This is a genomic window from Pseudomonas sp. S10E 269 (genome assembly GCF_002798465.1).
GTDB lineage: Bacteria > Pseudomonadota > Gammaproteobacteria > Pseudomonadales > Pseudomonadaceae > Aquipseudomonas > Aquipseudomonas pergaminensis.
In genome coordinates this window covers 6,319,677-6,341,593 of the sequence record NZ_PHIJ01000001.1, presented here as the reverse complement: position 1 = coordinate 6,341,593, position 21,917 = coordinate 6,319,677, and the positions used below count along the sequence as shown (strand labels likewise).

The 21,917-nt window shown below is 62.3% G+C and carries 25 protein-coding genes; 13 read left to right on the top strand and 12 right to left on the bottom strand.

The window, feature by feature from the left end:
• Positions 1-30 precede the first annotated feature (30 nt).
• Positions 31-1,584, top strand: a complete 1,554-nt coding sequence (locus tag CWC48_RS29135) for a DUF726 domain-containing protein (protein ID WP_100491025.1) — start codon at positions 31-33, stop codon at positions 1,582-1,584.
• 41 nt (positions 1,585-1,625) lie between these two features.
• Entirely contained in the window at positions 1,626-2,948 is a 1,323-nt protein-coding gene (locus CWC48_RS29130; protein ID WP_078047920.1) for an Nramp family divalent metal transporter, read from the top strand.
• A 222-nt stretch (positions 2,949-3,170) separates the two neighbouring features.
• On the opposite strand, the gene CWC48_RS29125 is transcribed toward CWC48_RS29130, so the two are convergent.
• Positions 3,171-4,103: a LysR family transcriptional regulator gene (locus CWC48_RS29125; protein ID WP_078047921.1), complete on the bottom strand. Its 933-nt coding sequence runs from the start codon at positions 4,101-4,103 to the stop codon at positions 3,171-3,173.
• 118 nt (positions 4,104-4,221) lie between these two features.
• Here CWC48_RS29125 and CWC48_RS29120 point away from each other — a divergent pair, with 118 nt between their 5' ends.
• The 3 genes from CWC48_RS29120 (at position 4,222) to CWC48_RS29110 (ending at position 5,426) form a co-directional block, all read left to right on the top strand.
• A complete protein-coding gene (locus CWC48_RS29120; protein ID WP_078047922.1) occupies positions 4,222-4,710 on the top strand; it encodes a DMT family transporter in 489 nt (162 codons plus the stop codon).
• A 4-nt stretch (positions 4,711-4,714) separates the two neighbouring features.
• Complete coding sequence (locus tag CWC48_RS29115; protein ID WP_078047923.1) at positions 4,715-5,167, top strand: DMT family transporter; 453 nt, start codon at positions 4,715-4,717, stop codon at positions 5,165-5,167.
• Positions 5,168-5,255: 88 nt separating this feature from the next.
• Entirely contained in the window at positions 5,256-5,426 is a 171-nt protein-coding gene (locus tag CWC48_RS29110) for a metallothionein (RefSeq protein WP_078047924.1), read from the top strand.
• Between the two features lie 251 nt (positions 5,427-5,677).
• Here the strand turns inward: CWC48_RS29110 and CWC48_RS29105 are convergent, their stop codons facing one another.
• Positions 5,678-5,950 (bottom strand): hypothetical protein, encoded by a 273-nt coding sequence (locus CWC48_RS29105; RefSeq protein WP_025855728.1) that lies wholly within the window; start codon positions 5,948-5,950, stop codon positions 5,678-5,680.
• 14 nt (positions 5,951-5,964) lie between these two features.
• The gene (locus tag CWC48_RS29100) at positions 5,965-6,207 is read right to left on the bottom strand and encodes a DUF6555 family protein (protein ID WP_069023127.1); all 243 of its coding nucleotides are present in this window, start codon (positions 6,205-6,207) and stop codon (positions 5,965-5,967) included.
• A gap of 116 nt (positions 6,208-6,323) precedes the next feature.
• On the opposite strand from CWC48_RS29100, the gene CWC48_RS29095 reads away from it, so the two are divergent.
• From CWC48_RS29095 to CWC48_RS29085, 3 genes are all read left to right on the top strand, one after another.
• Positions 6,324-7,088: a helix-turn-helix transcriptional regulator gene (locus tag CWC48_RS29095; protein WP_100491024.1), complete on the top strand. Its 765-nt coding sequence runs from the start codon at positions 6,324-6,326 to the stop codon at positions 7,086-7,088.
• An 89-nt stretch (positions 7,089-7,177) separates the two neighbouring features.
• A complete protein-coding gene (locus tag CWC48_RS29090) occupies positions 7,178-7,351 on the top strand; it encodes a DUF1427 family protein (RefSeq protein WP_078047927.1) in 174 nt (57 codons plus the stop codon).
• A 30-nt stretch (positions 7,352-7,381) separates the two neighbouring features.
• Entirely contained in the window at positions 7,382-8,341 is a 960-nt protein-coding gene (locus CWC48_RS29085; RefSeq protein WP_078047928.1) for a zinc-binding alcohol dehydrogenase family protein, read from the top strand.
• A gap of 44 nt (positions 8,342-8,385) precedes the next feature.
• On the opposite strand, the gene CWC48_RS29080 is transcribed toward CWC48_RS29085, so the two are convergent.
• The 3 genes from CWC48_RS29080 to CWC48_RS29070 all read right to left on the bottom strand — a co-directional run bounded on the left by CWC48_RS29080 (position 8,386) and on the right by CWC48_RS29070 (position 11,470).
• A complete protein-coding gene (locus CWC48_RS29080; RefSeq protein WP_078047929.1) occupies positions 8,386-9,414 on the bottom strand; it encodes a purine nucleoside permease in 1,029 nt (342 codons plus the stop codon).
• Between the two features lie 14 nt (positions 9,415-9,428).
• Positions 9,429-10,376: a nucleoside-specific channel-forming protein Tsx gene (locus CWC48_RS29075; RefSeq protein WP_078047930.1), complete on the bottom strand. Its 948-nt coding sequence runs from the start codon at positions 10,374-10,376 to the stop codon at positions 9,429-9,431.
• Positions 10,377-10,531: 155 nt separating this feature from the next.
• Positions 10,532-11,470, bottom strand: a complete 939-nt coding sequence (locus CWC48_RS29070; RefSeq protein WP_100491023.1) for an AraC family transcriptional regulator — start codon at positions 11,468-11,470, stop codon at positions 10,532-10,534.
• A gap of 260 nt (positions 11,471-11,730) precedes the next feature.
• Here CWC48_RS29070 and CWC48_RS29065 point away from each other — a divergent pair, with 260 nt between their 5' ends.
• The gene (locus CWC48_RS29065; protein ID WP_371857082.1) at positions 11,731-12,990 is read left to right on the top strand and encodes a sugar ABC transporter substrate-binding protein; all 1,260 of its coding nucleotides are present in this window, start codon (positions 11,731-11,733) and stop codon (positions 12,988-12,990) included.
• 18 nt (positions 12,991-13,008) lie between these two features.
• The gene (locus CWC48_RS29060) at positions 13,009-13,782 is read left to right on the top strand and encodes an L-iditol 2-dehydrogenase (RefSeq protein WP_099492480.1); all 774 of its coding nucleotides are present in this window, start codon (positions 13,009-13,011) and stop codon (positions 13,780-13,782) included.
• A gap of 42 nt (positions 13,783-13,824) precedes the next feature.
• Here the strand turns inward: CWC48_RS29060 and CWC48_RS29055 are convergent, their stop codons facing one another.
• Complete coding sequence (locus CWC48_RS29055) at positions 13,825-14,517, bottom strand: NUDIX hydrolase (RefSeq protein ID WP_078047934.1); 693 nt, start codon at positions 14,515-14,517, stop codon at positions 13,825-13,827.
• A 146-nt stretch (positions 14,518-14,663) separates the two neighbouring features.
• Here CWC48_RS29055 and CWC48_RS29050 point away from each other — a divergent pair, with 146 nt between their 5' ends.
• Genes CWC48_RS29050 through nadE form a run of 3 tightly spaced genes read left to right on the top strand, consistent with a single transcriptional unit; the run spans position 14,664 to position 17,351 of the window.
• Entirely contained in the window at positions 14,664-15,311 is a 648-nt protein-coding gene (locus CWC48_RS29050) for a nicotinamidase (RefSeq protein WP_100491022.1), read from the top strand.
• An 11-nt stretch (positions 15,312-15,322) separates the two neighbouring features.
• Entirely contained in the window at positions 15,323-16,540 is a 1,218-nt protein-coding gene (pncB, locus tag CWC48_RS29045) for a nicotinate phosphoribosyltransferase (RefSeq protein WP_099492477.1), read from the top strand.
• A gap of 1 nt (position 16,541) precedes the next feature.
• Complete coding sequence (gene nadE / locus CWC48_RS29040; RefSeq protein ID WP_100491021.1) at positions 16,542-17,351, top strand: ammonia-dependent NAD(+) synthetase; 810 nt, start codon at positions 16,542-16,544, stop codon at positions 17,349-17,351.
• Here the strand turns inward: nadE and CWC48_RS29035 are convergent, their stop codons facing one another.
• The 5 genes from CWC48_RS29035 to CWC48_RS29015 are packed head-to-tail and all read right to left on the bottom strand — an operon-like array spanning position 17,352 to position 21,916.
• On the bottom strand, positions 17,352-18,383 hold the full coding sequence (locus CWC48_RS29035) for an ABC transporter substrate-binding protein (RefSeq protein WP_100491020.1): 1,032 nt from the start codon (positions 18,381-18,383) through the stop codon (positions 17,352-17,354).
• A gap of 14 nt (positions 18,384-18,397) precedes the next feature.
• Entirely contained in the window at positions 18,398-19,495 is a 1,098-nt protein-coding gene (locus tag CWC48_RS29030) for an FAD-binding oxidoreductase (RefSeq protein WP_100491019.1), read from the bottom strand.
• The gene (locus CWC48_RS29025) at positions 19,492-20,835 is read right to left on the bottom strand and encodes an NAD(P)/FAD-dependent oxidoreductase (protein ID WP_100491018.1); all 1,344 of its coding nucleotides are present in this window, start codon (positions 20,833-20,835) and stop codon (positions 19,492-19,494) included. Before CWC48_RS29025 ends, CWC48_RS29030 begins: the two co-directional genes overlap by 4 nt.
• Positions 20,832-21,122, bottom strand: a complete 291-nt coding sequence (locus CWC48_RS29020; protein ID WP_078047941.1) for a (2Fe-2S)-binding protein — start codon at positions 21,120-21,122, stop codon at positions 20,832-20,834. The genes CWC48_RS29025 and CWC48_RS29020 overlap by 4 nt, the downstream gene beginning before the upstream one ends.
• Positions 21,122-21,916 (bottom strand): ABC transporter permease, encoded by a 795-nt coding sequence (locus CWC48_RS29015; RefSeq protein WP_078047942.1) that lies wholly within the window; start codon positions 21,914-21,916, stop codon positions 21,122-21,124. Before CWC48_RS29015 ends, CWC48_RS29020 begins: the two co-directional genes overlap by 1 nt.
• Position 21,917: the final 1 nt, after the last annotated feature.

The window sequence follows — 21,917 nt, the reverse complement described above, 5'->3', positions numbered from 1 at the left end:
CCGTCCCTTGTCACCAGGAGTCACCGCCCCATGCAGCACCAGTGGGATGAAATGCACCGCACCCGCAAGCCCACGTTCCTACTGTGCGGCGAGCCCCAGGGCGATGTGCTTAATCTCTATGTCCACGGTTATTCGGCGTTCTTCAACCGGCAACAATTGGGCAGCTTCAAGGCGCAGTTGGCGGGCATCGAGGGCTCCACCAACCTGATGCTGTTCTGGCCGGCGGGGCATTTCCTGGAGAACCTGTTTGCACCGTTCAAGGATGTGATCGGCGCAATGCTTGGCGGCGGCAGCCTGGGCGCGGCGACTGTCGGGGTGGGCAAGGCAATCGCGTATTTCCTCGATCACTACAAAAGTGTCGAGGCACGGGTGGACGAGGTCGCCAGGAGCTTGCTGCCCGAATTGGCCAATTACCTGCACGGCGAATCCCTGGCAGTCCGGCGTATCAACCTGATTGGCCATTCCCTTGGCGCACGCATTCTGGTCAAGAGCCTGCTCGCCAATCCCGAGACCGCCCGTGAACTGCCATTGGACAATCTGCTGTTGATGGGTGGGGCGATCTGCACGTCGAGCCCTTGGGATGATGTATCGGCGCCGCTCAACGGGCGCGTGATCAATTGCCACTCCAGCAAAGACTGGGCGCTGGCCCTGAAACCGGATACCGAGCGTTGCATCGGCCGCTATGCGATCCCGGTGACGCCGGCGCTCAAGGCCAAGGTCACCAACGTGCATTTGGCGACCTTCGATCATGCCGCCTACTGGCCGCAGTTGCAGACGGTGGTGCAGTACACCGACCTGTTGCACGAGCGGCGCGGCATGATCCGCTCCGACCAGCGCAGCCCGCAGGTGCGTTTTGCCGAAGAGGACACGGAGCTGTTTCCGGCGCTGGTGCAGGCGCGGCCCGAGGAGTTGAAGTTTCTCGCTGAACTCATGGCGCAAAAGCGCAGTGCGACTATCGACGCCACAGTGCGCGAGCCGCTCAAGCTGGCCATCGAGTTGCAGCGCATGGGCGGCGATACCTTTATGAATCTGGCCCGTGGCCACGGCGTGAGTTACCGCCAGATCGCCGAAGATGTGGTGCAGCGGCTGGGGATCAAGTTCGATGAGCCGCTCAATACTGTCGAATTGGCCGACCTTGAAGCCCAGGTCGCCGAAAAGCTCATCGAGCAGTACAAGGACAAACTCAGCAATGCTGACCGCCAGGTGTTCGACGCCGAACTCAAGGCCGCCGCGCAAAAGGAGCAGGGCTTGTTCAACCGTTTCGATGTCGGCCGATCGGCGACCACCGCGTTGAGCGGCACGGCGCTCGCCGGGTTGACCGGGTTTATCCTGCGTCGTGGCGCGGCCACGGCCATCCCGGTGGTGGGCCAGGCACTGGCCGCAGCGATGCTGCTGGTGAGCGGGGTACGCGCGTTTTCCGGCCCGGCGTATTCAATTACCACTCTGGCGGTGCTGGTGATAGGTGTGATTCGCCAGCGCATGGAGCGTGAAGCGCTGAACCAGGAGATGGACCTGGTGGTGCAAGTGGTCGAAGCGTTCGACTTGCCGCGGGAGACGGTGATGCGCACGGTCGCATCCGACTGATAAGCTGCGTCTCTATCAAGTGTGTTTGCCTGGGATACCGCGTGAAATTCAGCCTGCCAAAAATCGCTACCGCCCCCTTTTGCCCGCCGGAAGTCGCCGGTTCCGTCGCCGTTGACCCCAAGGCTTCGTTCTTCAAGCGCGCGCTGATGTTCGCCGGCCCAGGCTTGCTGATCTCCATTGGCTACATGGACCCAGGTAACTGGGCAACGGCCATCGAGGCGGGCTCACGCTACGGTTACAACCTGCTGTTCGTGGTGTTGCTGGCCAGCCTGGCGGGGATGGCGGTGCAGTGCCTGTGCTCGCGGTTGGGCATTGCCACCGGAAAAGACCTGGCGCAACTGTGCCGCGAGCGCTACAGCAAGCGATCCGCACGCACCCAGTGGGTGCTTGCGGAAATCTCCATCATTGCCACCGACCTCGCCGAAGTACTCGGCTGTGCCCTGGCCTTTCACCTGCTGCTGGGGGTGTCACTGACCACCGGCATTGTCATCACTGCCTTCGATACCTTGTTGATCCTGGCCCTGCAGAACCGCGGTTTCCGCCGCCTTGAAGCGATCATGCTGGCGCTGGTGGCGACCATCGGCGTGTGTTTCTTCATCGAACTGGTCCTGATCAAACCTTACTGGCCCGATGTGTTCAGTGGTTTCACCCCATCGCTGTCGGCCATCAGCGATGCTGCGCCGCTGTACCTGGCCATCGGTATTCTCGGGGCCACGGTAATGCCCCATAACCTCTACCTGCACAGCTCCATCGTGCAAACCCGCCTGATCGGCAAGGACCTCGCCAGCAAACAGGACGCGGTCAAGCTGGCGCGTATCGACACCATCGGCTCACTGGCCCTGGCTTTGCTGGTCAATGCGGCGATCCTGGTACTCGCCGCCGCCGCTTTCCACAAGACGGGCCACACTGACGTGGTGGAAATCCAGGACGCCTACCACCTGCTCGATCCTCTGGTGGGCGGCGCGTTCGCCAGCATCCTGTTCGGCATCGCTTTGCTGGCCTCCGGGCAAAGCTCCACCTTTACCGGCACCATCGCCGGGCAAGTGATCATGGAGGGCTACCTCAACCTGCGCATTCCCTGCTGGCAACGGCGCCTGATCACGCGCGGGCTGGCGCTGATCCCGGCGTTCCTGGGCGTATGGCTGATGGGCGACGATGCCATTGGCAAGCTGCTGATCCTCAGCCAGGTGGTACTCAGCCTGCAGTTGCCGTTTGCGCTGTATCCATTGATCCGCATGACCGGCGACAAACAGCTGATGGGGCCGTTCGTGAATCGCCTGCCCACCCGGTTGCTGGCGTGGTTCCTGTTTGCAGTGATCAGCGGGGCAAATGCCTGGTTGATTGGGCAGTGGGTGTTGGGTTGATAGTTCAGGTAGAACAAGAGGACCTGAGTTCGAATGTGTCCAGCGTGTGCTTGATCTAACGTCACCGTAGTTCCTGAGCATGTCGTATTCATGAACGTTGTCCCATCGCGGAAGTTGCCCAAGTCTGCCGCACTACGCTTTGGCCAAAAATACTGGCCGGCAAAATCAGATCCTACCTACTTTTTGAGGTAGGAAATGCCCTCAGTGGTGCGCCTCTACAGGTCACCGATCCCAATACGGCACCCCCCCAAAACACTCCACGAAGTAATCAATCACCGTCCGCACTTTCAGCGACAAACGCCGGCTTCCAGGCCACAACGCCGCAATCTGCTGCGGCTCCAGGGTCGTCGCCACTTCATACTCCGTCAGCACCGCGTGCAAAGTGCCTGCACGCAGGCCTTCGCCGATCAACCAGGAAGGAAACACCACCAGCCCCAGCCCCTGCTCGGCTGCGTGGGTCAGGGTGTCGGCGTGGTTGCCGGTGATCGGGCCCTTGACGCTATAGGGTGTCCAGTCGCCCTGGCCCTTGCGGAAGAACCAGCGTTGCTGGCCGGTGATGCCTTTGTAGGCCAGGCACTGGTGGTTGCTCAGCTCGTCGGGGTGTTGGGGCGTGCCGTGCCGGGCCAGGTAGGCAGGGCTGGCGGCAATCCGAAAGCGCTGGGGCGCGAAGATGCGTGCCTGCATGCTGGAGTCGTTGAGCACGCCGATGCGGAACAGCAGGTCGGTGCCATCTTGTAGTGGGTCGACGTAGGTGTCGGTCTGCTGGATATCCAGTTGCAGCTTCGGGTAGCGCCGGCACAACTCGCCCAACCATGGGGAAATGTGGCGCTGGCCGAAGACCATCGGCGCATTGATGCGCACCAGGCCGCTGGGTTCGCTTTCCTGTTCCTGCAGGGCTTGGCCGGCGGCTTCGAGTTGTTCGAGCATCAACCGCGCGTGCCGCCCGAGCAGGCGTCCGGCCTCGGTAGGGCTGACCGCGCGGGTGTGGCGGTACAGCAACTGTTGGCCGAGGGCCTGTTCCATCAACTGTATCTGGCGGGAGATGGAGGAGGGCGCGAGGCCCTCACGGCGGGCCACTTCGGAAAAGCTGCCGAAATCCAGCACGGCGACAAACAGGCGCAGCGCTTTGAAGCTCAGTTCATTCAAGCCTTGCATCATGCCTCCAGGTTGTGCGTTTTGCGCAAAGGTGTTGTCGGCATGCTCCCATTTATCGCACAGGACGGCCACCGGATAATGCGCGTCATCCAATCCTTTGTTGATGTGCAGGTGATGTATGCAAGCAAGTGCTGTTGAGGGCGTGGCGCACGCCAAGCCGAAGAAAAATGCCCTGCGGCTGCTGTTGCTGCCGCTGGTGATCCTGGCCGGCATGGGCCTGTCGGTGGAGGCGGGGTTACTCGGACCGCTGGGGGTGCAGGTCGGCCATCTGTGGGCAACCCTGAGCATTTTCGGGGTGGGCTCGGCGATCCTGTATCTGCTGCTGCTGTTCAGTGGCCCGCAAAAGGGCCCGGCACTGTCCGAGCTGCCGCGCTGGCAGTTGATCGGCGGTTTCCTGGGGCCGATCTACGTGGTGGTGCTCACGCTCGCCACGCCGCATATCGGCATTGCGATGACCATGATCGCGATTTTGTCCGGTCAGGTCGGCAAGAGTGTGTTGATCGACCATTTCGGCTGGTTCGGCACAGCGCGCAAGCGGGTCAATGGTGAACGCTGGATTGCCCTGGCGTTGATTGTGGTGGCACTTGTTCTGATTGCACGGGGTTAAGGCGATGAATCTGATTTTGTTATTGGTCGTTGTGGTTGCCGCCGGTGCGGTGTTGAGTGTGCAGGCGGCTATCAATGGTCGCCTGGGTCAGACCGTGGGTGTGTTGCGTGGCAGCCTGGTGACCTTTGTGGTGGGGGCGATTGTCACCTCGCTGCTGATCCTGTTCTTTGAGCCCGCCCAGGCAGTGAGCCTGTTGCAGGTGCCGAAATGGCAACTCACCGGCGCGTTGTTCGGCGTGGTGTACATGATGGTGATGGTCGGCGCGGTACCGGTGGTCGGCACGGCCGTCGCGACCGTCGCGGTGATCGTCGGCCAACTGGGCATGGGCATGCTGATCGACAACTTCGGCTGGCTGGGAAACCCGGCCATCGAATTGTCGGGCAGCCGGATCGTGGCGATGGCCTGCCTGGCGTTGGCGCTGGTGTTCATGTACCGCAGCAATACCCGCACCGACTGATGGTTTGAACCATCGACGGCGGGCCACAGTCACTGCTTAAGGTGCCGGCGCCCGCCGCACTGGGACGACCATGAAGAAGGAGTCTGACATGCCAGATAAAACCTGTGCCTGCCCACACTGCAAGTGCGTGCTGGGAGCCGATGCGATAATGAAGGACGGCAAGGGCTATTGCTGCCAGGGCTGTGCCGAGCACCATGCCCATGGTGAACCGTGTGCATCGGCCACCGGCTGCGAATGCGCGAAGTCAGCCAAGGGCTGAATGCGGTCAAGAATGTAGGAACTGCTTGCCTGCGATGGCGTCGCCTGGGTGTGCCTGATGTACCGAGGTGCCTGCATCGCAGGCAAGCCAGCTCCCACATTTGGATCGGGGGGTGACAGTTGGAGAGTGGTCGGCTGTCAGGACGCTTTCGCAGGCAAGCCAGCTCCCACATGTGGATCGCGGCATTACAGGTAGATAGCTGTCAGGCCGCCAGTGGCAGCAAGCTCGCAAAGGTATCCGTGTTCCGTGGGCTACTGAGTTTCCAGTTCAAGCCGCAGGCTATGGTCTGACAAACGCTGACGGTCCTTCACGATGGCGCTGGTGCGCCGCCCCTCCAGCGCAAACACCACAGTGTGTGCCGCGTGCAGGTCGTCCGGTAAAGGCTGGAACACCTTCAGCACTGTCCAGCCAGGTTGTTGCTGCAAACTCACCTGGCATTCGACATGTTTGGCCATGGGTCCGAATAGAGTGTCCTGGGTGTAGTCAATGCGCGCCTTGCCATTGACCCGTACCGGTAAATCCATGGTTCTCTCCCTGATCAAGCCTGGGCGCGCGCATCCGAGCGGCGCCACTGCACGTTGGTGATGCCGAATTTTTCCGCCTGCTGTTGGCTGGTCTTTTTCACTTGCTCGCGGGCAAAGCGGCCGATACGGCCCACGCCGGCGTCACAACTCGCCCAGTGCCAGGCTTCGGCAGCATCCAGTTTTTCCAGTCGAATGATGAACGACTTGGGTTCGCCATGCAGGGTGTAATCGATCACAAACAGCTTTGCGTTATTCATTGGTCCATTGACCCTCCCGGTATAAGCAAGTGATCACCTGCGGCTGTAAAAATTCACTCGGATTGTCGAGCGGTGGTCATTACCATGGCGGCTCACCCCTGATTGATGTGCACCCCATGGCCCAGGCTGCGCCCCCCGACCTCAGTGATCACGCCGTTCCCGTGCAGCCCCTGGCGCGCACCTACCCGCGCGGGCTGTACGTTGAACCCCACAGCCACGACTGGGGCCAGTTGCTCTACGCCATGAGCGGCGTGATGTGGGTCGAGACCCCGCGTGAAGCGCTGGTGGTGCCGCCGCAGCGCGCCGTATGGCTGCCGCCAGGTGTGGAGCATGGGATTCGTGTGGTGTCGGATCTGCAGATGCGCAATATCTACCTGCGCCCGGCGCTGGCGGCGACGCTGGACAGCCAGGTGCAGGTGATCGAAGTCGGTGGGTTGTTGCGGGAGTTGATCGTCACGCTGGTGGACGAGGGCGACAACGGTGAGGCGGATTACTACGATGCAGTGGTCAGCCTGGCCCTGCTGGAGCTGCAACGGGCGCGCCGCTCGCAAATCCGCATTGCCATGCCGGTGGAGGCAGACCGCCGCCTGATTAATGCCTGCCAGGCGGTCATGGCCGCGCCTTCCCTGGAGGTCCCGTTCGAACAGCATGCCGAAACCGCCGGTGCCAGTGTGCGCACCCTGGCGCGTCTGTTCCAGAACCACCTGGGCATGGGCTTTGCCGAGTGGCGCCGCCAGGTGCAACTGGCCACGGCGGTGGCGGAGTTGATCCAGGGCCAGTCTGTCAGCGGCATCGCCCGTTCCCTCGGCTACTCACCCAGCAGTTTCAGCGACATGTTCCGCCGCGAACTCGGCGTGGCGCCTTCGCACTACGTGGGTTGAGGGTTTGGCCGAAATCCTGAAGCACTTGGCCGATGCTTCAGGATTCGGCTCTCTACACTGAGCGCAACCACCTACACGGCGCTCACCCCATGAACTACCTGATTTCCCTCGCCATCGGCCTGTTTGTCGGCGTGATCTACGGCGCCTTGGATTTCCGCTCGCCAGCCCCCCCGGCCATCGCCTTGATCGGCCTGATGGGCATGCTGCTGGGCGAAAAGCTCTGGCCAATGGGCCGGCTGTGGGTGAGCACCTGGTTGTCTTGATCCCTTTTTACTCTTCGATGGATATTGGCCATGAAAGCACTGCAATTTACCGCCACCGGCGATCTCGCCGCCCTCAGCGTAGTCGACGTCGCCACACCGGTACCGGCCGAGGGTGAAGTGCTGGTACAGATCAAGGCCGCGGGCCTCAACCCCAGCGACGTCAAAAACGTGCTCGGCCGTTTTCCCTACACCACCTTGCCACGCATTCCCGGTCGCGACTTCGCCGGCGTCGTCGTGGAGGGGCCACAAGAATGGGTAGGCCAGGACGTCTGGGGCACAGGCCGCGACCTGGGGTTCTTTGCCGACGGTTCCCATGCCCAGTACCTCACCGTCTCGGCCAAGGGCGTGGCGCACAAACCCACCCACCTGAGTTTCGCCCAGGCCGCCAGCCTCGGCGTGCCGTACACCACCGCCTGGGACGCGCTGGAGCGCAGCGGTGTGGGCAAAGGCACCCGGTTGCTGGTGATTGGCGCCAATGGTGCCGTGGGTAGCGCGGCATTGGCTTTGGCGAAGATTCGCGGGGCCCAGGTGCTGGCTGCGGTGCGTCGACCGGAGCAGGTTGCAGCCTTGCAGGGGCAGGGCTTTGAGGCGATTGCCCTGGGCAATCCGGAAGAGCTGGGCTCGCAGGTGAATGCCGTGTTCACGGGCGGCGCCGACGTGATCTTCGACACCACCGGTTTCTGGCTGCCGGCGGCTGTGGCAGGCCTGGCGCCGTTCGGTCGCATTGCAATCATCGCGGCACCGGTGGACGGCCATGTGCAACTGCCGGCCCTGGCCTTGTACCGCAAGGGCGGCTCGGTGGTGGGGATCAATTCGTTGCTCTACAACTGCGAGCAATGCGCGGTGATGCTGGAGCAGTTCGGGCGCTTCTTTGATGAAGGCCTGCTGCCGTTGCCAACGGGCCTGCGTGAAGTCGCGTTGGCAAATGGCGTGCAGTGTTATGAAGAAGTGAACCAGGGCAGCGCCGACAAAATCATCTTCGTGCCCTGACACAACCCCTGTAGGCGGCCGGCAAGCCGGCGCCTACAGAATCATCAGGCTTCGGGAACGCCTTTTTCCCATGCGGACCAGTTCTTCAGGATCGCCTGCACCAGCGGGTTGCCAGTGCGGTACAGGTTCTCCAGCGCCGGCACAAAGCCGCCTTGATCGGCGTATTTCAGCAGGTTGTCCACTTCACTGTAGCCAGGGTACGGGCGGTCGAAGTCCGACCCTGCGCGCACCACTGCCAGGCGTTGGATATCCACCAGGCCTTCGCGGCTGGCGCGTAGCAGGGCTTCATAGGTGGAATTGTCTTCCTGCTGGGTGGTGCAGTACTCGCCTTTGTTGTCGGTCAGCAACTTGGTCCAGACTTCGGCGCGCTCGCTCAAGCGCGTGCCGGAGAACCAAGTGTTGCCCGCGAGGGTGTCACAGCGGGTGACTTGCGGCGGCTGGTTGGCTGGGGCGGCAGGGTAGTGTTTGCGCCAGGCGCTGGATTCCTTGCTTTCGGTCAGCTCGACTTTCTGCGACAAGGCGAAGGCCTTGGCCTGCAACTTGGGGTTCAGCTCAAACACTTCGGTCTTGTAGTCCAACGGAGGTTTTTCGTTGGGGCCCTTGGTGTTGATGCCGATATAGCCGGTCGGCCAATCCTTGGGGGCATCCCGTGAATCCAGCTCCCACTGAGTGCCAAACTCCACCAGGTAATGCGCCCAGGCGGCAGTGCCGATGGTGCCATGCTTGGGGCTGATGCCGGCAATCCCGGCGATCAGGAAATAGCTCTGGCGCAGGTCGAACTTGGGCGACAAGGCCAGGGCGAGGGTGGAGGCCGCGGCATTGGTCTGGCCCATGCCGGTTACCAGCAGGCACACGTCCTGGGTGTTGCAGCGGATTACCGGGTACTCGGCGGACAGTCCCGGCACGCGCACTTCCTGCTTGAGTGCCAGGCGGTCTATCCAGGTTTGTGCCTCCGGGGCGAACATGGTGATCAGCATGACCTTGGGTTTGATCGGCGCAGGCGCATCCGCCAGCACCACGTGGGGTAGCAGGGCCAGGCCGACGGCCATTGAGAGACGTTTGAACGCTTTCATCTAAAACTCCTTGATTAGAATTGATAGCCCACGCCGGCGTAGTAACCCCAGCCATCAGAACGGGCGCGGAAGTTGCCTTCGCCGAAATTCAACTCGCTGCCATCTTCCCAGTTGCCGCCGTTATGGAAGTACCGGCCGACCAGGGTGAAACGCAGGTGGGTGAATGAATACAGCAGCACGTTGGTGGCCACCAGGGAGTTGGCGGTGCGCGCTGGGTTGTCCTTGTGCAGGTCCGAACCGAAATCGTAATTGGTGAAGCCGATGTAGGTCAGTGAGGCACCGTTGTCGAACTTGCCGATGGGCACGATGTACTTCATTTGCGCACGGTAACCGTCCCAGGAGTATTCATTGCTGGCGCCATAGTTTTCCCACTGGTAACGCCCGTAGAAGTTGGCCGACAGGTTGACCCTCGAGTGGGTGTCGATGTCGGTGCCGAGGCCGCTGTACAGGGTGTTGGCGCGGTTTTCCTTGTTGCTGCCGTGGTCGTAGATCCAGTCGAACGCCACGTACCATTCCTTGAACGGTCCGAAGGCCAGGCTGCGGCCCGCCAGGTAGTCGATGGAAATGCGCGGCTCATGCTCCATGAACACCGGCGAACCATGGTCCCACACGCCTTTGTCATTACTGTTACCGATGGTGAGGATCTTCGGCACGTCGATGTAGCCGTACAACTCGAACGGCCCTTTGCGGCCGAAGTACTCGTACTCCAGGTAGACATCATCCTGCGGCTTGGGGCCGAAGCTGATGTCTTTGCTGCCGATCAATGTCAGGTCCTGGTTGAACCAGTCCGACAGGTACACGCCTTTTTTCGCCGGGCTGGCTTCAGGGCTGAGCGTTTCGCCCTGTGCTGAGTCATCGACGGGTTTTTCCTGCGCCAAAATAGACGCACTGAGTAGTCCCGTAACGGCAGCCAGTAGCAAAGAAACACCAAAGGGGGTAGGACGCCTTGAGGTGGGGTGCATTGAAAATCCCTATTCGTACGCGGTTTAGACCCGATTCTTCGGGTTGAGGTGAACTTGGTTGCCAAGTTCGTACCGCAAACGTTTGCACAGGCTGTACCAACTTTGCTCAATCGATTGATCAGCATGAAAAAAAGCGGAATTAGTCGACCTTTTGGTCAAAATTGACTGGGTGTCATTTTTTCGATGCGCTGGAACAGGTGCATGGCTGTTTCCCGCCGGTAGTCGCTCGGCGTCTGGTGCATTTCGATCCGAAAATGCCGGTTGAAATTGGACAGGTTGGCGTAGCCCACTTCAAAGCAGATGTCCGCCACTGACATATCACTTTGCAGCAACAGCCGGCAGGCGCGTTGCACACGAAACTTGCGCATCAGGTCGATGAAGCCGTGGCCGGTGTTGCGCTTGAAGAAGCGTGAGAAGCCCGGCTCGCTCATTTCCAGCTGCTGGGCAATGACCGACAGGCGCACATCGCCGGTCAGTTCTCGCATCAAATAGTCGAACGCCTTGTTGATGCGTTCGGCGCTGCGGGCGTCCAGGATCGGCGCGTAGCAGGGGCTGGCCAGGGCCTTGACCTGCGGCGGCGGGGCATTTTTCAGGCTGTCGAGCAGTTGCAGGAACAGGATCAAGCGTTGCAGGCCATGCGCGCTGCCGATGGCTTCCATCAAGTGCGCGGCCTGCAACGCGGTATCGCCGGTAAATTCCAGGCCACGCCGGGCCTGTTCGAACAATGGCTGCAGGTCGCCGAGTTCCGGCAGTGTCTTGCGCAGGGCGAGCAGGGCGGCGCCGTCGAATTGCAGCACCACGTCGCGGCCAGTCAGGTATTCGCCGGGGGCCAACTCGCCAATCCAGTCGTGGGGCAGGTCGGGGCCGATCAGCGCCACATGCCCGGCACTGAACGCACCAATATAGTCGCCGGCCACCAGCTTGCCGCTGCCTTGGCGGATCAGGTGGATTTCAAACTCAGGGTGGTGGTTCCAGCGCGCCAAATCGTAGGGGTAGTCGTGCTCGAACCAACGAAAGCAATGGTCCGGTTCGGGCAGGATCACTTCGAGTTCGGCTGGGCGGTGCTCGAACAACTGGGCGCGGCTGATGGGCATGGTGATGCCTCTTTTATTTATGGAAGGCCTCAAAATACGCGGGTTGACGACTTGGGCGCTACCCCCGGTTTCGCCCGGCACTGATACTTTTTTAACTGTCGGTTGCCGGTTAAAAAAGTACCAGTCGAGCATCCGCCTGGCGTTTGTGAGGGGCTGGCCAAGCTGCTGTAATCGGCGCTCAACAACAAAAACAACAGGTGGAAACCGCTATGTTCAAGCTCCCGCAAGCGTTGTTCCTGCTTTCCGGCCTGGCATTGGCCATGCCCAGCCATGCCGCCGACACCGTCACCATCGCCACAGTCAACAACAGCGACATGATCCGCATGCAGCGCCTGTCCAAGGTGTTCGAAGAGCAGCACCCAGACATCAAGCTCAATTGGGTGGTGCTGGAAGAAAACGTGCTGCGCCAGCGCCTCACCACCGATATTGCCACCCAGGGCGGGCAGTTCGATGTGCTGACCATCGGCACCTACGAAACCCCACTGTGGGGCGCCAAGCACTGGCTGGAGCCGTTGACCCAACTGCCAGCGGACTATGACGTCGAGGATATTTTCCCCTCGGTGCGCCAGGGCCTGTCAGTCGACAACACCCTGTACGCCCTGCCGTTCTATGGCGAGAGCACCGTCACCTACTACCGCACCGACCTGTTCAAGCAGGCGGGGCTGAGCATGCCGGCGCACCCCACCTGGACCCAGCTTGGCGAGTTCGCGTCCAAGCTCACCGCCAAAGACAAGGACCAATATGGCATGTGCCTGCGTGGCAAGGCCGGCTGGGGCGAAAACATCGCTTTGCTGAGCACCATGGCCAACGCCTTTGGTGCGCGCTGGTTCGACGAGCAGTGGAAGCCGGAGCTGACCAGCCCCGAATGGACAGCTGCCGCCAACTTCTACGTCAACACCCTCAAGCAATATGGCCCGCCGGGTGTGTCCAGCAACGGCTTCAATGAAACCCTGGCGCTGTTCAACAGCGGTAAATGCGCGATCTGGGTTGATGCCAGCGTGGCGGGCTCCTTCACCACTGATAAAAGCCAAAGCAAGGTCGCCGACAGCGTAGGCTTTGCCGCCGCCCCCACCGAAGTCACCGACAAAGGTTCCTCGTGGCTCTACGCCTGGTCCCTGGCGATCCCGGCCACCTCCCGGCACAAGGACGCCGCCAAGGCCTTTATCAGTTGGGCGACCTCCAAGGCCTATATCCAACTGGTCGCCGACAAAGAAGGCATCACCAACGTACCGCCTGGCACGCGCCAGTCCACCTATAGCGAGGCGTACCTGAAGGCCGCGCCGTTTGCCCAGGTAACCCTGGCGATGATGAAGCACGCCGACCCCGCGCACCCTTCGGCCAAGCCGGTGCCGTACGTGGGCATCCAGTACGTGACCATCCCTGAATTCCAGGCCATCGGCACCTCGGTGGGCAAGCTGTTCTCGGCCGCGCTGACCGGTGGCATGTCGGTTGACCAGGCCTTGCTGCAAGCGCAGTCCAGCACCGAGCGCGAGATGAAACGCGCCGGCTACCCGAAATAGTTTTTACAGGACACCTCAATGAAACGACTCGAAGGTAAAAGCGCGCTCATCACCGGATCGGCGCGCGGTATCGGCCGCGCCTTTGCCCAGGCCTATATTGCTGAAGGTGCGACGGTGGCCATCGCCGATATCAACCTGCAACGCGCCCAGGCGACGGCCGCCGAACTAGGCCCGCAAGCCTATGCAGTGGCAATGGATGTCACCGACCAGGCTTCCATCGACGCCGCGATCGCGGCCGTGGTGGCACAGGCCGGCAAGCTGGATATCCTCATCAACAATGCTGCGCTGTTTGACCTGGCGCCCATCGTCGATATTACCCGAGACAGTTACGAGCGGCTGTTCTCGATCAATGTCGCCGGCACGCTGTTCACCCTGCAGGCCGCCGCGCGGCAGATGATCAGCCAGGGCCATGGCGGCAAGATCATCAACATGGCCAGCCAGGCCGGACGCCGGGGCGAGCCGTTGGTGGCGATCTACTGCGCGACCAAGGCGGCGGTGATCAGCCTGACTCAATCGGCGGGGCTGAACCTGATCAAGCAAGGCATCAACGTCAACGCCATCGCACCCGGTGTGGTGGATGGCGAGCACTGGGACGGGGTGGATGCGTTGTTTGCCAGGCATGAAGGGTTGGCGCCGGGCGAGAAGAAGAAGCGGGTAGGGGAGGAAGTGCCCTTTGGGCGGATGGGCACGGCGCAGGACCTGACCGGGATGGCGATCTTCCTGGCTTCGAAGGAGGCCGACTATGTGGTGGCCCAGACCTACAACGTCGACGGCGGCAACTGGATGAACTGACCCTTGTAGGCGCCCGGCAAGCCGGGCTCCTGCAAGCGTGGGTTATTCGGCGAAGCTGCGATCGAAGAAGTAAATGTCCCCGGGTTTCAGGTTCTCCACCGTCGCCTGGGGCCTGCCGCCTTCACCTTGTTTCTTGCGCCCGGTCTCGCGCAAATACCCTGCCTCCGTGAGCTTCAACAAGCGCTGGCGGATACTGGTCTTCAGCACCGGGCGAGCCAGCACCAGGGAAAAAATCGTGGTGGCTTGCGGGGCACTGAACTCATCGCCCAGGAACATCAGCGGCAAGCTGCTGTACAGCGACTTGGAGAACAGCCGTTCCTGCACCGATGCCACGATCATGTTGTGATCGAACGGCAGCTTGATGCTGCCGTCAGCCACGGCATTCAGTGAATACCAGGCTTGATGCTCGCCGAGCGTCACCTCCTGCGCCACGATCGCCAGGTAGTACGTGGACGACGACCAGCAACGCGGGTCGCGGAACGCATCACCCACGGTGCCCACTTGCTCGCTCCAGGCCAATTCAAACCCCACCTTGTCACTCGCCCGCAAGCGTTCCACCGCATCCTGGAGGCGCAGATCTTGCACGCCGCCGTTCACCACCACACCCGGCAACGCCCAGTGCCCGGCGAATGGCTCGGCGTCGCGTTTGTTCAGCAGCAGCTTGAGTTCGCCCGTGCTGCGGCAGTAATACAGGACGCACAGGTCGACGGTGTGGAGGTAGGCGCTAAGCGGCATGTGAGGTCCTTGCGAATAACAGTAGGGCACAGTCTAACGGATCGAACAGATATGTCATGTACCGGCACTAGGATAGATAACTAAATGTTTCTTGCAATGAAAGTACATGACGTGTACTTTTGTTTCCAGGCCACAGGAGAACCATCATGACCCTTGCGAAAACTGCCATTGCCTCATTCGACGTCGACGCCCAGAAGAGCTTCACGCCACTGTGCCCCAACGAGTTGCCTGTGGCCGGCGGTGACCACATCGGTGCCGAACTCAACTACATGGCCAGCCTCGCCGGCCACCGCGTCGGCAGCAAGGACGCCCACACCCCACACGCGCCCTGGGTGGTGGCACAGCACAGCGACATGCTGCAACCCACCGGCCTGGCCCACGCCGATGTGACCTGGGTGAGCCACTGCGTCCCCGGCACCGAGGGCTTCACCCTGCTGGACGCGCTGCCCACGCCCTATGACTACGACTACTTCATCTGGAAAGGCGTCGAACCCGACCTGCACCCCTACGGTGCCTGCTACCACGACCTGCACGACAAACTGTCCACCGGCGTCATCGAATACCTCAAGGCCCAGGGCGTCAGCCGCGTGATCGTTGGCGGGCTGGCGCTGGACTACTGCGTCAAGACCACCGCCTTGCAACTGCTCAAGGCCGGCCTGGAAGTGGTCCTGCACCTGCCGGCGTGCCGAGGCATCAGCGAGGAGGGCGGTGTGCAAGCGGTCAATGAGTTGCTCAAGGCCGGTGCTGTCATCAGCAGCACCCGCGAAGAACTGGCCGCGATGGCCACGCGTTAAGGAGAAATACCATGGAAAGTGCATACGACTACGAGACCCCGGTGATCCAGGGTTTGCTCGACACCGACTACTACACCTTCACCATGATGCAGGCCGTGTTGCACCAGCACCCGAACGTCGACGTCGAGTACAACTTCATCGTCCGTTCGAAGGAAAAACTCGGCCACCTGATTCCCGAACTGCGCGCCGAGCTGGAAAAAATGGCCGGCCTGCACATGCGCGAAGGCGAACTGCGCTTTCTGTTCAACCCACGCTTTCGCGAATACCTCACCCCGGACTACGAGCGCTTCCTCGGCCTGTTCCGCTTCAACCTGCGCTATATCCATGTCAGTGAAGTCGACGGCCAACTGAACATCCGCGTAGTCGGCCCGATGCTGCACTGCATCATGTTCGAACAGCCGGTTTTGGCCCTGGTCAGCGAGCTGCGCAACCGCGACAAATACCCCGACGTCACCCTCGAAGACGTCACTCGCAAGCTCTACCAGAAATTCGACTGGCTAGAGAAAAACCTCAGCCGCGATGAGCTGGCCGACCTGCGCGTCTCCGACTTCTCCACCCGTCGGCGCTTGTCGTTCAAGGCCCAGCGCGAAGTGGTCGATATCATGCGCCGCGACTTCCCCGGCCAGTTCGTCGGCACCAGCAACGCGCACTTGGCCTACGAATTCGACCTGCCGTTGATCGGCACCATGGCCCACCAGTGGCTGATGGTGCACCAGCAACTGGGGCGGCTGCGCGAGAGTCAGAACGCCGCCCTGGAAAACTGGGTGCGCGAGTACCGCGGTCGCCTTGGCATCGCCCTGACCGACTGCATCAGCACCGATTTTTTCCTCAAGGACTTCGACCTGTACTTCGCCAAGCTGTACGACGGGTTGCGCCAGGATTCTGGTGACCCCATCGCCTGGGCCGATAAGGTACTGGCCCGCTACAAGCAGTTGGGCATCGACCCGATGACCAAGGACCTGATGTTCTCCGACGGCCTGAACTTTGAAAAATGCCTGCCGATCCTGCGCCACGTGCGCGGCAAGGCGCGGTTCGGGTTCGGCATGGGCACCAGCCTGGCCTGCGATGTGGAAGGCGTGGAACCGCTGAGCATCGTGATGAAGCTGGTGCGGGTGCACGGTGAGCCAGTGGTGAAATTCTCCGATGACCCGGTGAAAAATGTCTGCGAAGACGCTTCGTTTTTGCAGTACGCAGCACAAGTGTTCAACGTTGGCAGTGTGGAGGTGTGACATGCAAGAACGTATCGCACGGGAACTGAACATCAATCGCGCGTTGACCCAAGGCGGCGAGCCCGAGGAAATCCAACGGCGCATCGACTTCATCAAGACCACCTTGCGCCACTCGGGCTGCAAGGCCCTGGTGTTGGGCATCAGTGGCGGCGTCGACTCCCTCACCGCCGGCCGCCTGTGCCAATTGGCGGCCGAGCAACTGCGCAGCGAGGGTTACGCCGCACGCTTCATCGCCATGCGCCTGCCCTACAAGACCCAGGCTGATGAAAGCGACGCCCAGGCCTCCCTGAACTTCATCACCCCGGACCACATCGACACCCTCAACATCGCCGCCAGCGTCGACGGTCTGATGGCCAGCCTGGCCGCCGCCGAAGCCAGCGCCGAGCATGTCGATTTCATCAAGGGCAACGTCAAGGCCCGCACGCGCATGATCGCGCAATACGCCGTGGCCAACCTGCACAATGGCCTGGTGGTCGGCACCGACCACGGCGCCGAGGCGTTGATGGGGTTTTTCACCAAGTTCGGTGACGGCGCCTGCGACCTGGCCCCGCTGTCCGGCCTGACCAAAACCCAAGTACGCCTGCTCGCCACGGCCCTCGGCGCACCGGACAACCTGGTGCACAAACACCCGACGGCCGATCTGGAAGAACTGGTACCGGGCAAGTTGGACGAGCACGCCTACGGTTGCACATACGCAGAGATCGACGCCTACTTGATGGGCGAACCGGTGAGCGAGCGGGTGAGGACGATTGTCGAGGGCGCGTACAGCAAGACAGCGCACAAACGCGCGCTGCCGATTGCGCCCCTTTGATTAACGCTCGATCGATCGACTCCACCGCGCATTCCACTCCGGCCGCGCCTGGTTGACCTGGTCCCAGTCAATCGAAATTGCCGTCTGCAAGTAACCCTGCATCGCTTCCACCCGCGCACGGGTCTTGTCGGTGGTCGGCGTGGTCGGGTTAGACGGGATCTGATCGCCTTCTTCCAGCGCCGGGGCCTGGGCTTCGGCGGTCAGCAAAAACGCGGCGAGCTTCTGCGCCAGTTCCGGCTGGTCGTTGCGCGCGATCACACACTCAGCCACGTTCAGCACCACCGCACCCTCCTTGGGTTGCGCATATTCCATGGGCACGCCAAGCAGTTTCTGGGTGGCGACCTGGGTCGGGGTGAGCGGGAAAATCGCGGCTTCGTCGGTCTGCACCATTTCGGATATTTTCGCCGAGCTGGCGATGTATTCCAGCACGTTGGGGCCGACGGTTTTCGGCCAGGCCTTGAAGCCGGGCTCGACGTTGGTTTCATCGCCACCCTGGATACGGTTGAACATCAGGAAACCGTGCAGGCCGAAGGTGGACGAAGCCAGGGACTGGAACACCACTTTCTCCTTGAAGCGCGGGTCGGCCAGGTCCATCCACGAGGTGGGCGCCGCCCAGCCTTTTTCCTTGAACATCTTGGCGTTGTAGCCCAGGCCGGTGACGCCGAGGGTCACGGCCACGGCTTCGTCCTTGATTCTGGCCTTGGCCGGGATCTGCTCCAGGGTCGGGCTCGGCGCCAGCTTGTCGCACAGGCCCATGGAGATGGCGCGGAACATGATGCCGTCGTCGAGGAACATCACGTGCATCTGTGGGTTGTCTTTGTTGGCCTGTACCTTGGCAAGGATGTCCGACGACGTGCCGGGCACAATCACGACCTTGACGTTGTTGGCCTTCTCGAACGCGGGCAGCACCTTGTCGGCGTACACCCGTTCCATGGTGCCGCCGTTCATGCCCAGGTACAGCGTGGGCGCGGCATGCGCGGTGGAGGCGAGCAGGGCGAGGGACAAGCAGGACAGCGCAATACGTGGGTTCATGGATGTTTTTCCTCTCAGGCTTGGAAACGACGGATGGAAAACGCTTCGATGGGTTGGCGGCTGGTTCCGTCGCAGACGATCTCTGCCAGGGCTTCACCGACCGCGGGACCGAGCTGGAACCCGGCACCGGCAAAGCCGAAACCGTGGAGCAGGCCAGGTAGGGTGCTGCTGGGGCCGATCACCGGTTCGTGATCGGGTAGATAACCTTCGGTGCCGCTCCAGGTACGAATCGCCTGGGCACCCTTGAGGAACGGGTACAGCTCGCCGGCATTGCGCAGGATCTCCAGCACGGCGGCCTGCCCTGGTCGCGCGGTCAGCGGGCCAAGGGCAAAGCCGCGACCGCCGCCGAGGATGCAATTGCCCCGGGCGACCTGGCGTGCATAAATCCCGCCGCCTTCAACGCCGGTACTCACATTCATCACCACCGGCAGCGGCTCGGTGACCAGCATCGCCGGGTGCGCCGAGGTGATTGGCACCGCTTCGCCAAACTGCGCAGCGACAGTGCCGGCCCAGGCGCCGGCACAGTTGAGCAACCACGGCGCTTGCAGGTGCAGGCCGTTGGCGCAATGCACCTGGAACTGCTGGCCGTCATGTTCTATGCCAATCACCTCGGCTTGCTCGTACACCGATGCGCCAAGGCGTTGCGCGGCACGTGCGAAGGCGGGCGATACCAGGCGCGGGTTGGCGTGGCCGTCTTGCGGACACAACGAGGCGCCCACCGCAATGTCGCCCACCCAGGGGAAGCGTGCGCGCAGCTCGGTGTAGTCGAGCAACTGCAAGCCCAGGCCAAAGCCACGGGTCTGCTCGGCATACGCCTGCAACGCGGCGAAATCAGCATGGCTGCGCGCCAGCTTCAAATGCCCGGAGCGCACGTATTCGCCGTCGATGCCGATCAGGCCCGGCAAGTCGGCCCACAGTTGATGGGCGCGTTGCGACAGCGGCAACTGATGCAAAGGCCGGCCCTGGCGGCGCACACCGCCATAATTCACGCCACTGGAATGCGAGCCACAGAAATCCCGCTCCACCAGGGCCACGCGCTGGCTTTTCTGCGCGAGCATCAAGGCTGCCGACGCGCCGACAATCCCACCGCCCAGTACGATGACGTCGATCATGGCTGCGCCTCCACGCCAAATGGCAGTGGCTTGATCGGCGCCTGGCCACGCAAGCGGCCGACGTTTTCAATGCGCCGGCCACTGCGCTCAGCGACAATTTCCGCCGCCGCCAGCCCGCACATGCGCCCCTGGCAGCGGCCCATGCCGACGCGGCAGTGGGCCTTGACCCGATTGATCTCCCAGTGGCCTTCATCCACCACTGCGCGTATTTCGCCGGCGCTGACTTCTTCGCAGCGGCACACCATCAGCGTATCCGGTGCCTGTGCAGCCCACTGCTCAGGGAAGGGGAACGCGGTTTCCAGGCCCTGGCGAAAGCGCTGGATGCCGGCCAGTTGCTGCTCCAACGCGGCAGGGCGGCGGTGATCAATGGCAATGCCCGAGTCTTCCAAAACCGCCAGCGCGGCGCGCTCGCCGGCCATCTGCGCGGCGTCCGCGCCCATGATCCCGGCGCCGTCACCGGCCAGGTACACACCGCTGACACTGCTGCGCCCGGCGTTGTCGCGTTGCGGAAGCCAGGCGCGGTTCAATGCGTTCCAGGCGAATGCGCAACCGAGCAGATCCGCCAGTTGCGTCTCGCTGCGCAGGGCATGGGCAAAGCCCACGGCGTCGCATTCCAGGCTGTGTTCGCCCCAGCGAATACCGCTGACCCGCTGTTCGCCTTCGATCTGCGTGAGCGTGGCGCCTTGATGCACGGCAACCCCATGGGCCGTCAGCCAGGCGCGGTAATACAAGCCCTTGGCCAAGGTCGCCGGTTGCCCGAGCAGTGCCGGCAGCGCGCGACACTGCGCGCTGAACGGTGCGCTGTCGAGCACCGCGACGACCTTGGCCCCGGCTTTGGCGTACTGATAGGCGACCAGGTACAACAACGGCCCAGTGCCACAGAACGCCACGCGCTCCCCGATGGCGCAGCCCTGGTATTTCAGGGCGATCTGCGCCGCGCCGAGGCTGTAGACACCGGGCAAGGTCCAGCCCGGCACCGGCAGGATACGGTCGGTGGCACCCGTGGCAACGATGATCTGCGCGTACTCGAGGCTCTCGGCGCGCCCGTTGTTGAGCAGGTCCAGGCGGCCGTCCTCGGCATTCCACACCAGGGTTTGCGGCCGGTAGTCGATCAGCGCAGCCAGCTCATCCATCGTGCGGTGCACAGCGTCGGCCTTGCTTGCTTCAAATCCGTAGAGTTGCCTGGCCGTGCGTTGGAAACCTTGGGGTTGGCGGCGATAAATCTGCCCGCCGCCGCGCAGGCTCTCGTCCACCAGGCACGGTGTGATGCCGTGGTCGAGCAAGGTGCGCGCCGCGCTGATGCCGGCCGGGCCGGCGCCCACAATCACCACCGGCTTCATGGCTGGCGCCCCGGATCGCGGCTGATCGCCTGGCCTTCTTCCAGCAGCGTCGAGCAGGCACGCACGCGGCGTCCGTCTGCAAGGCGCACCCAGCAATCCTGGCACGCGCCCATCAGGCAGAAACCGGCGCGGCGCTCGGCGCTGAAATCACTGCCGCGCAGGTGTTCGGCGCAGGTCAGCACGGCGGTCAGCACTGTGTCACCCAGCAAGCCGCTGGCAGGCTGGCCGTCCAGGGTAAAGGCCAGGGCAGGGCGTTCGGTCTCGGCCAAGCGTTTGAACAAGGCCATCAATGTTTCCCCACCAGCACGCGGTCGAGGCCGTAGACCCGGTCGAGCAAAATCATGGTCGCCGCCGTCAGTGCAATCACCAGCGCCGACACCGCCGCCATCATCGGGTCGATGGACTCGGTGGCGTACACGTACATGCGCACCGGCAGGGTTTGCGTGGCCGGCGAACTGACAAAGATCGACAGCGTCACCTCATCGAAACTGTTGATGAAGGCCAGCAACCAACCGCCGGCGACACCGGGCAGGATCATCGGCAGGGTGATCTGGCGAAACAGCGTGAAGCGGCTCGCACCCAGCGACTCGGCGGCTTGCTCGGCGCTGCGATCAATACCGATGGCCGCCGCCAATACCAGGCGCAGCACATACGGCGTGATGATCACCACGTGGGCCAGCATTAGCCAGGTAAAGCTGCCGTTGACGCCCATCAGCGCGAACAAGCGCAGCATGGCCACGCCCAGTACCAGGTGCGGGATGATGATGGGTGACAGGAACAAGGCGCTGAAAAAATTGCGCCCCGGAAACGTGTACCGGCTGATCGCCAAGGCCGCCGGCACGGCGATCAAAGTGGCCAGGGTCGCGGCGGTGAAGGCCAGGACCAGGCTGTTATAGAACGCCTGGATAAAATCCGCACGCTCGAACACCGCGCGAAACCAGCGCAGCGAGAAGCCCGAGGTGGGCAGGCTCAAGGTATTTTCGGGCGTGAACGCCACCAGGCACACCACCACCAGCGGCGCCATCATGAACAGCACCACCAACGCGTGGAAACCGAGGGCCAAAGGACCGTTTCTGGACATG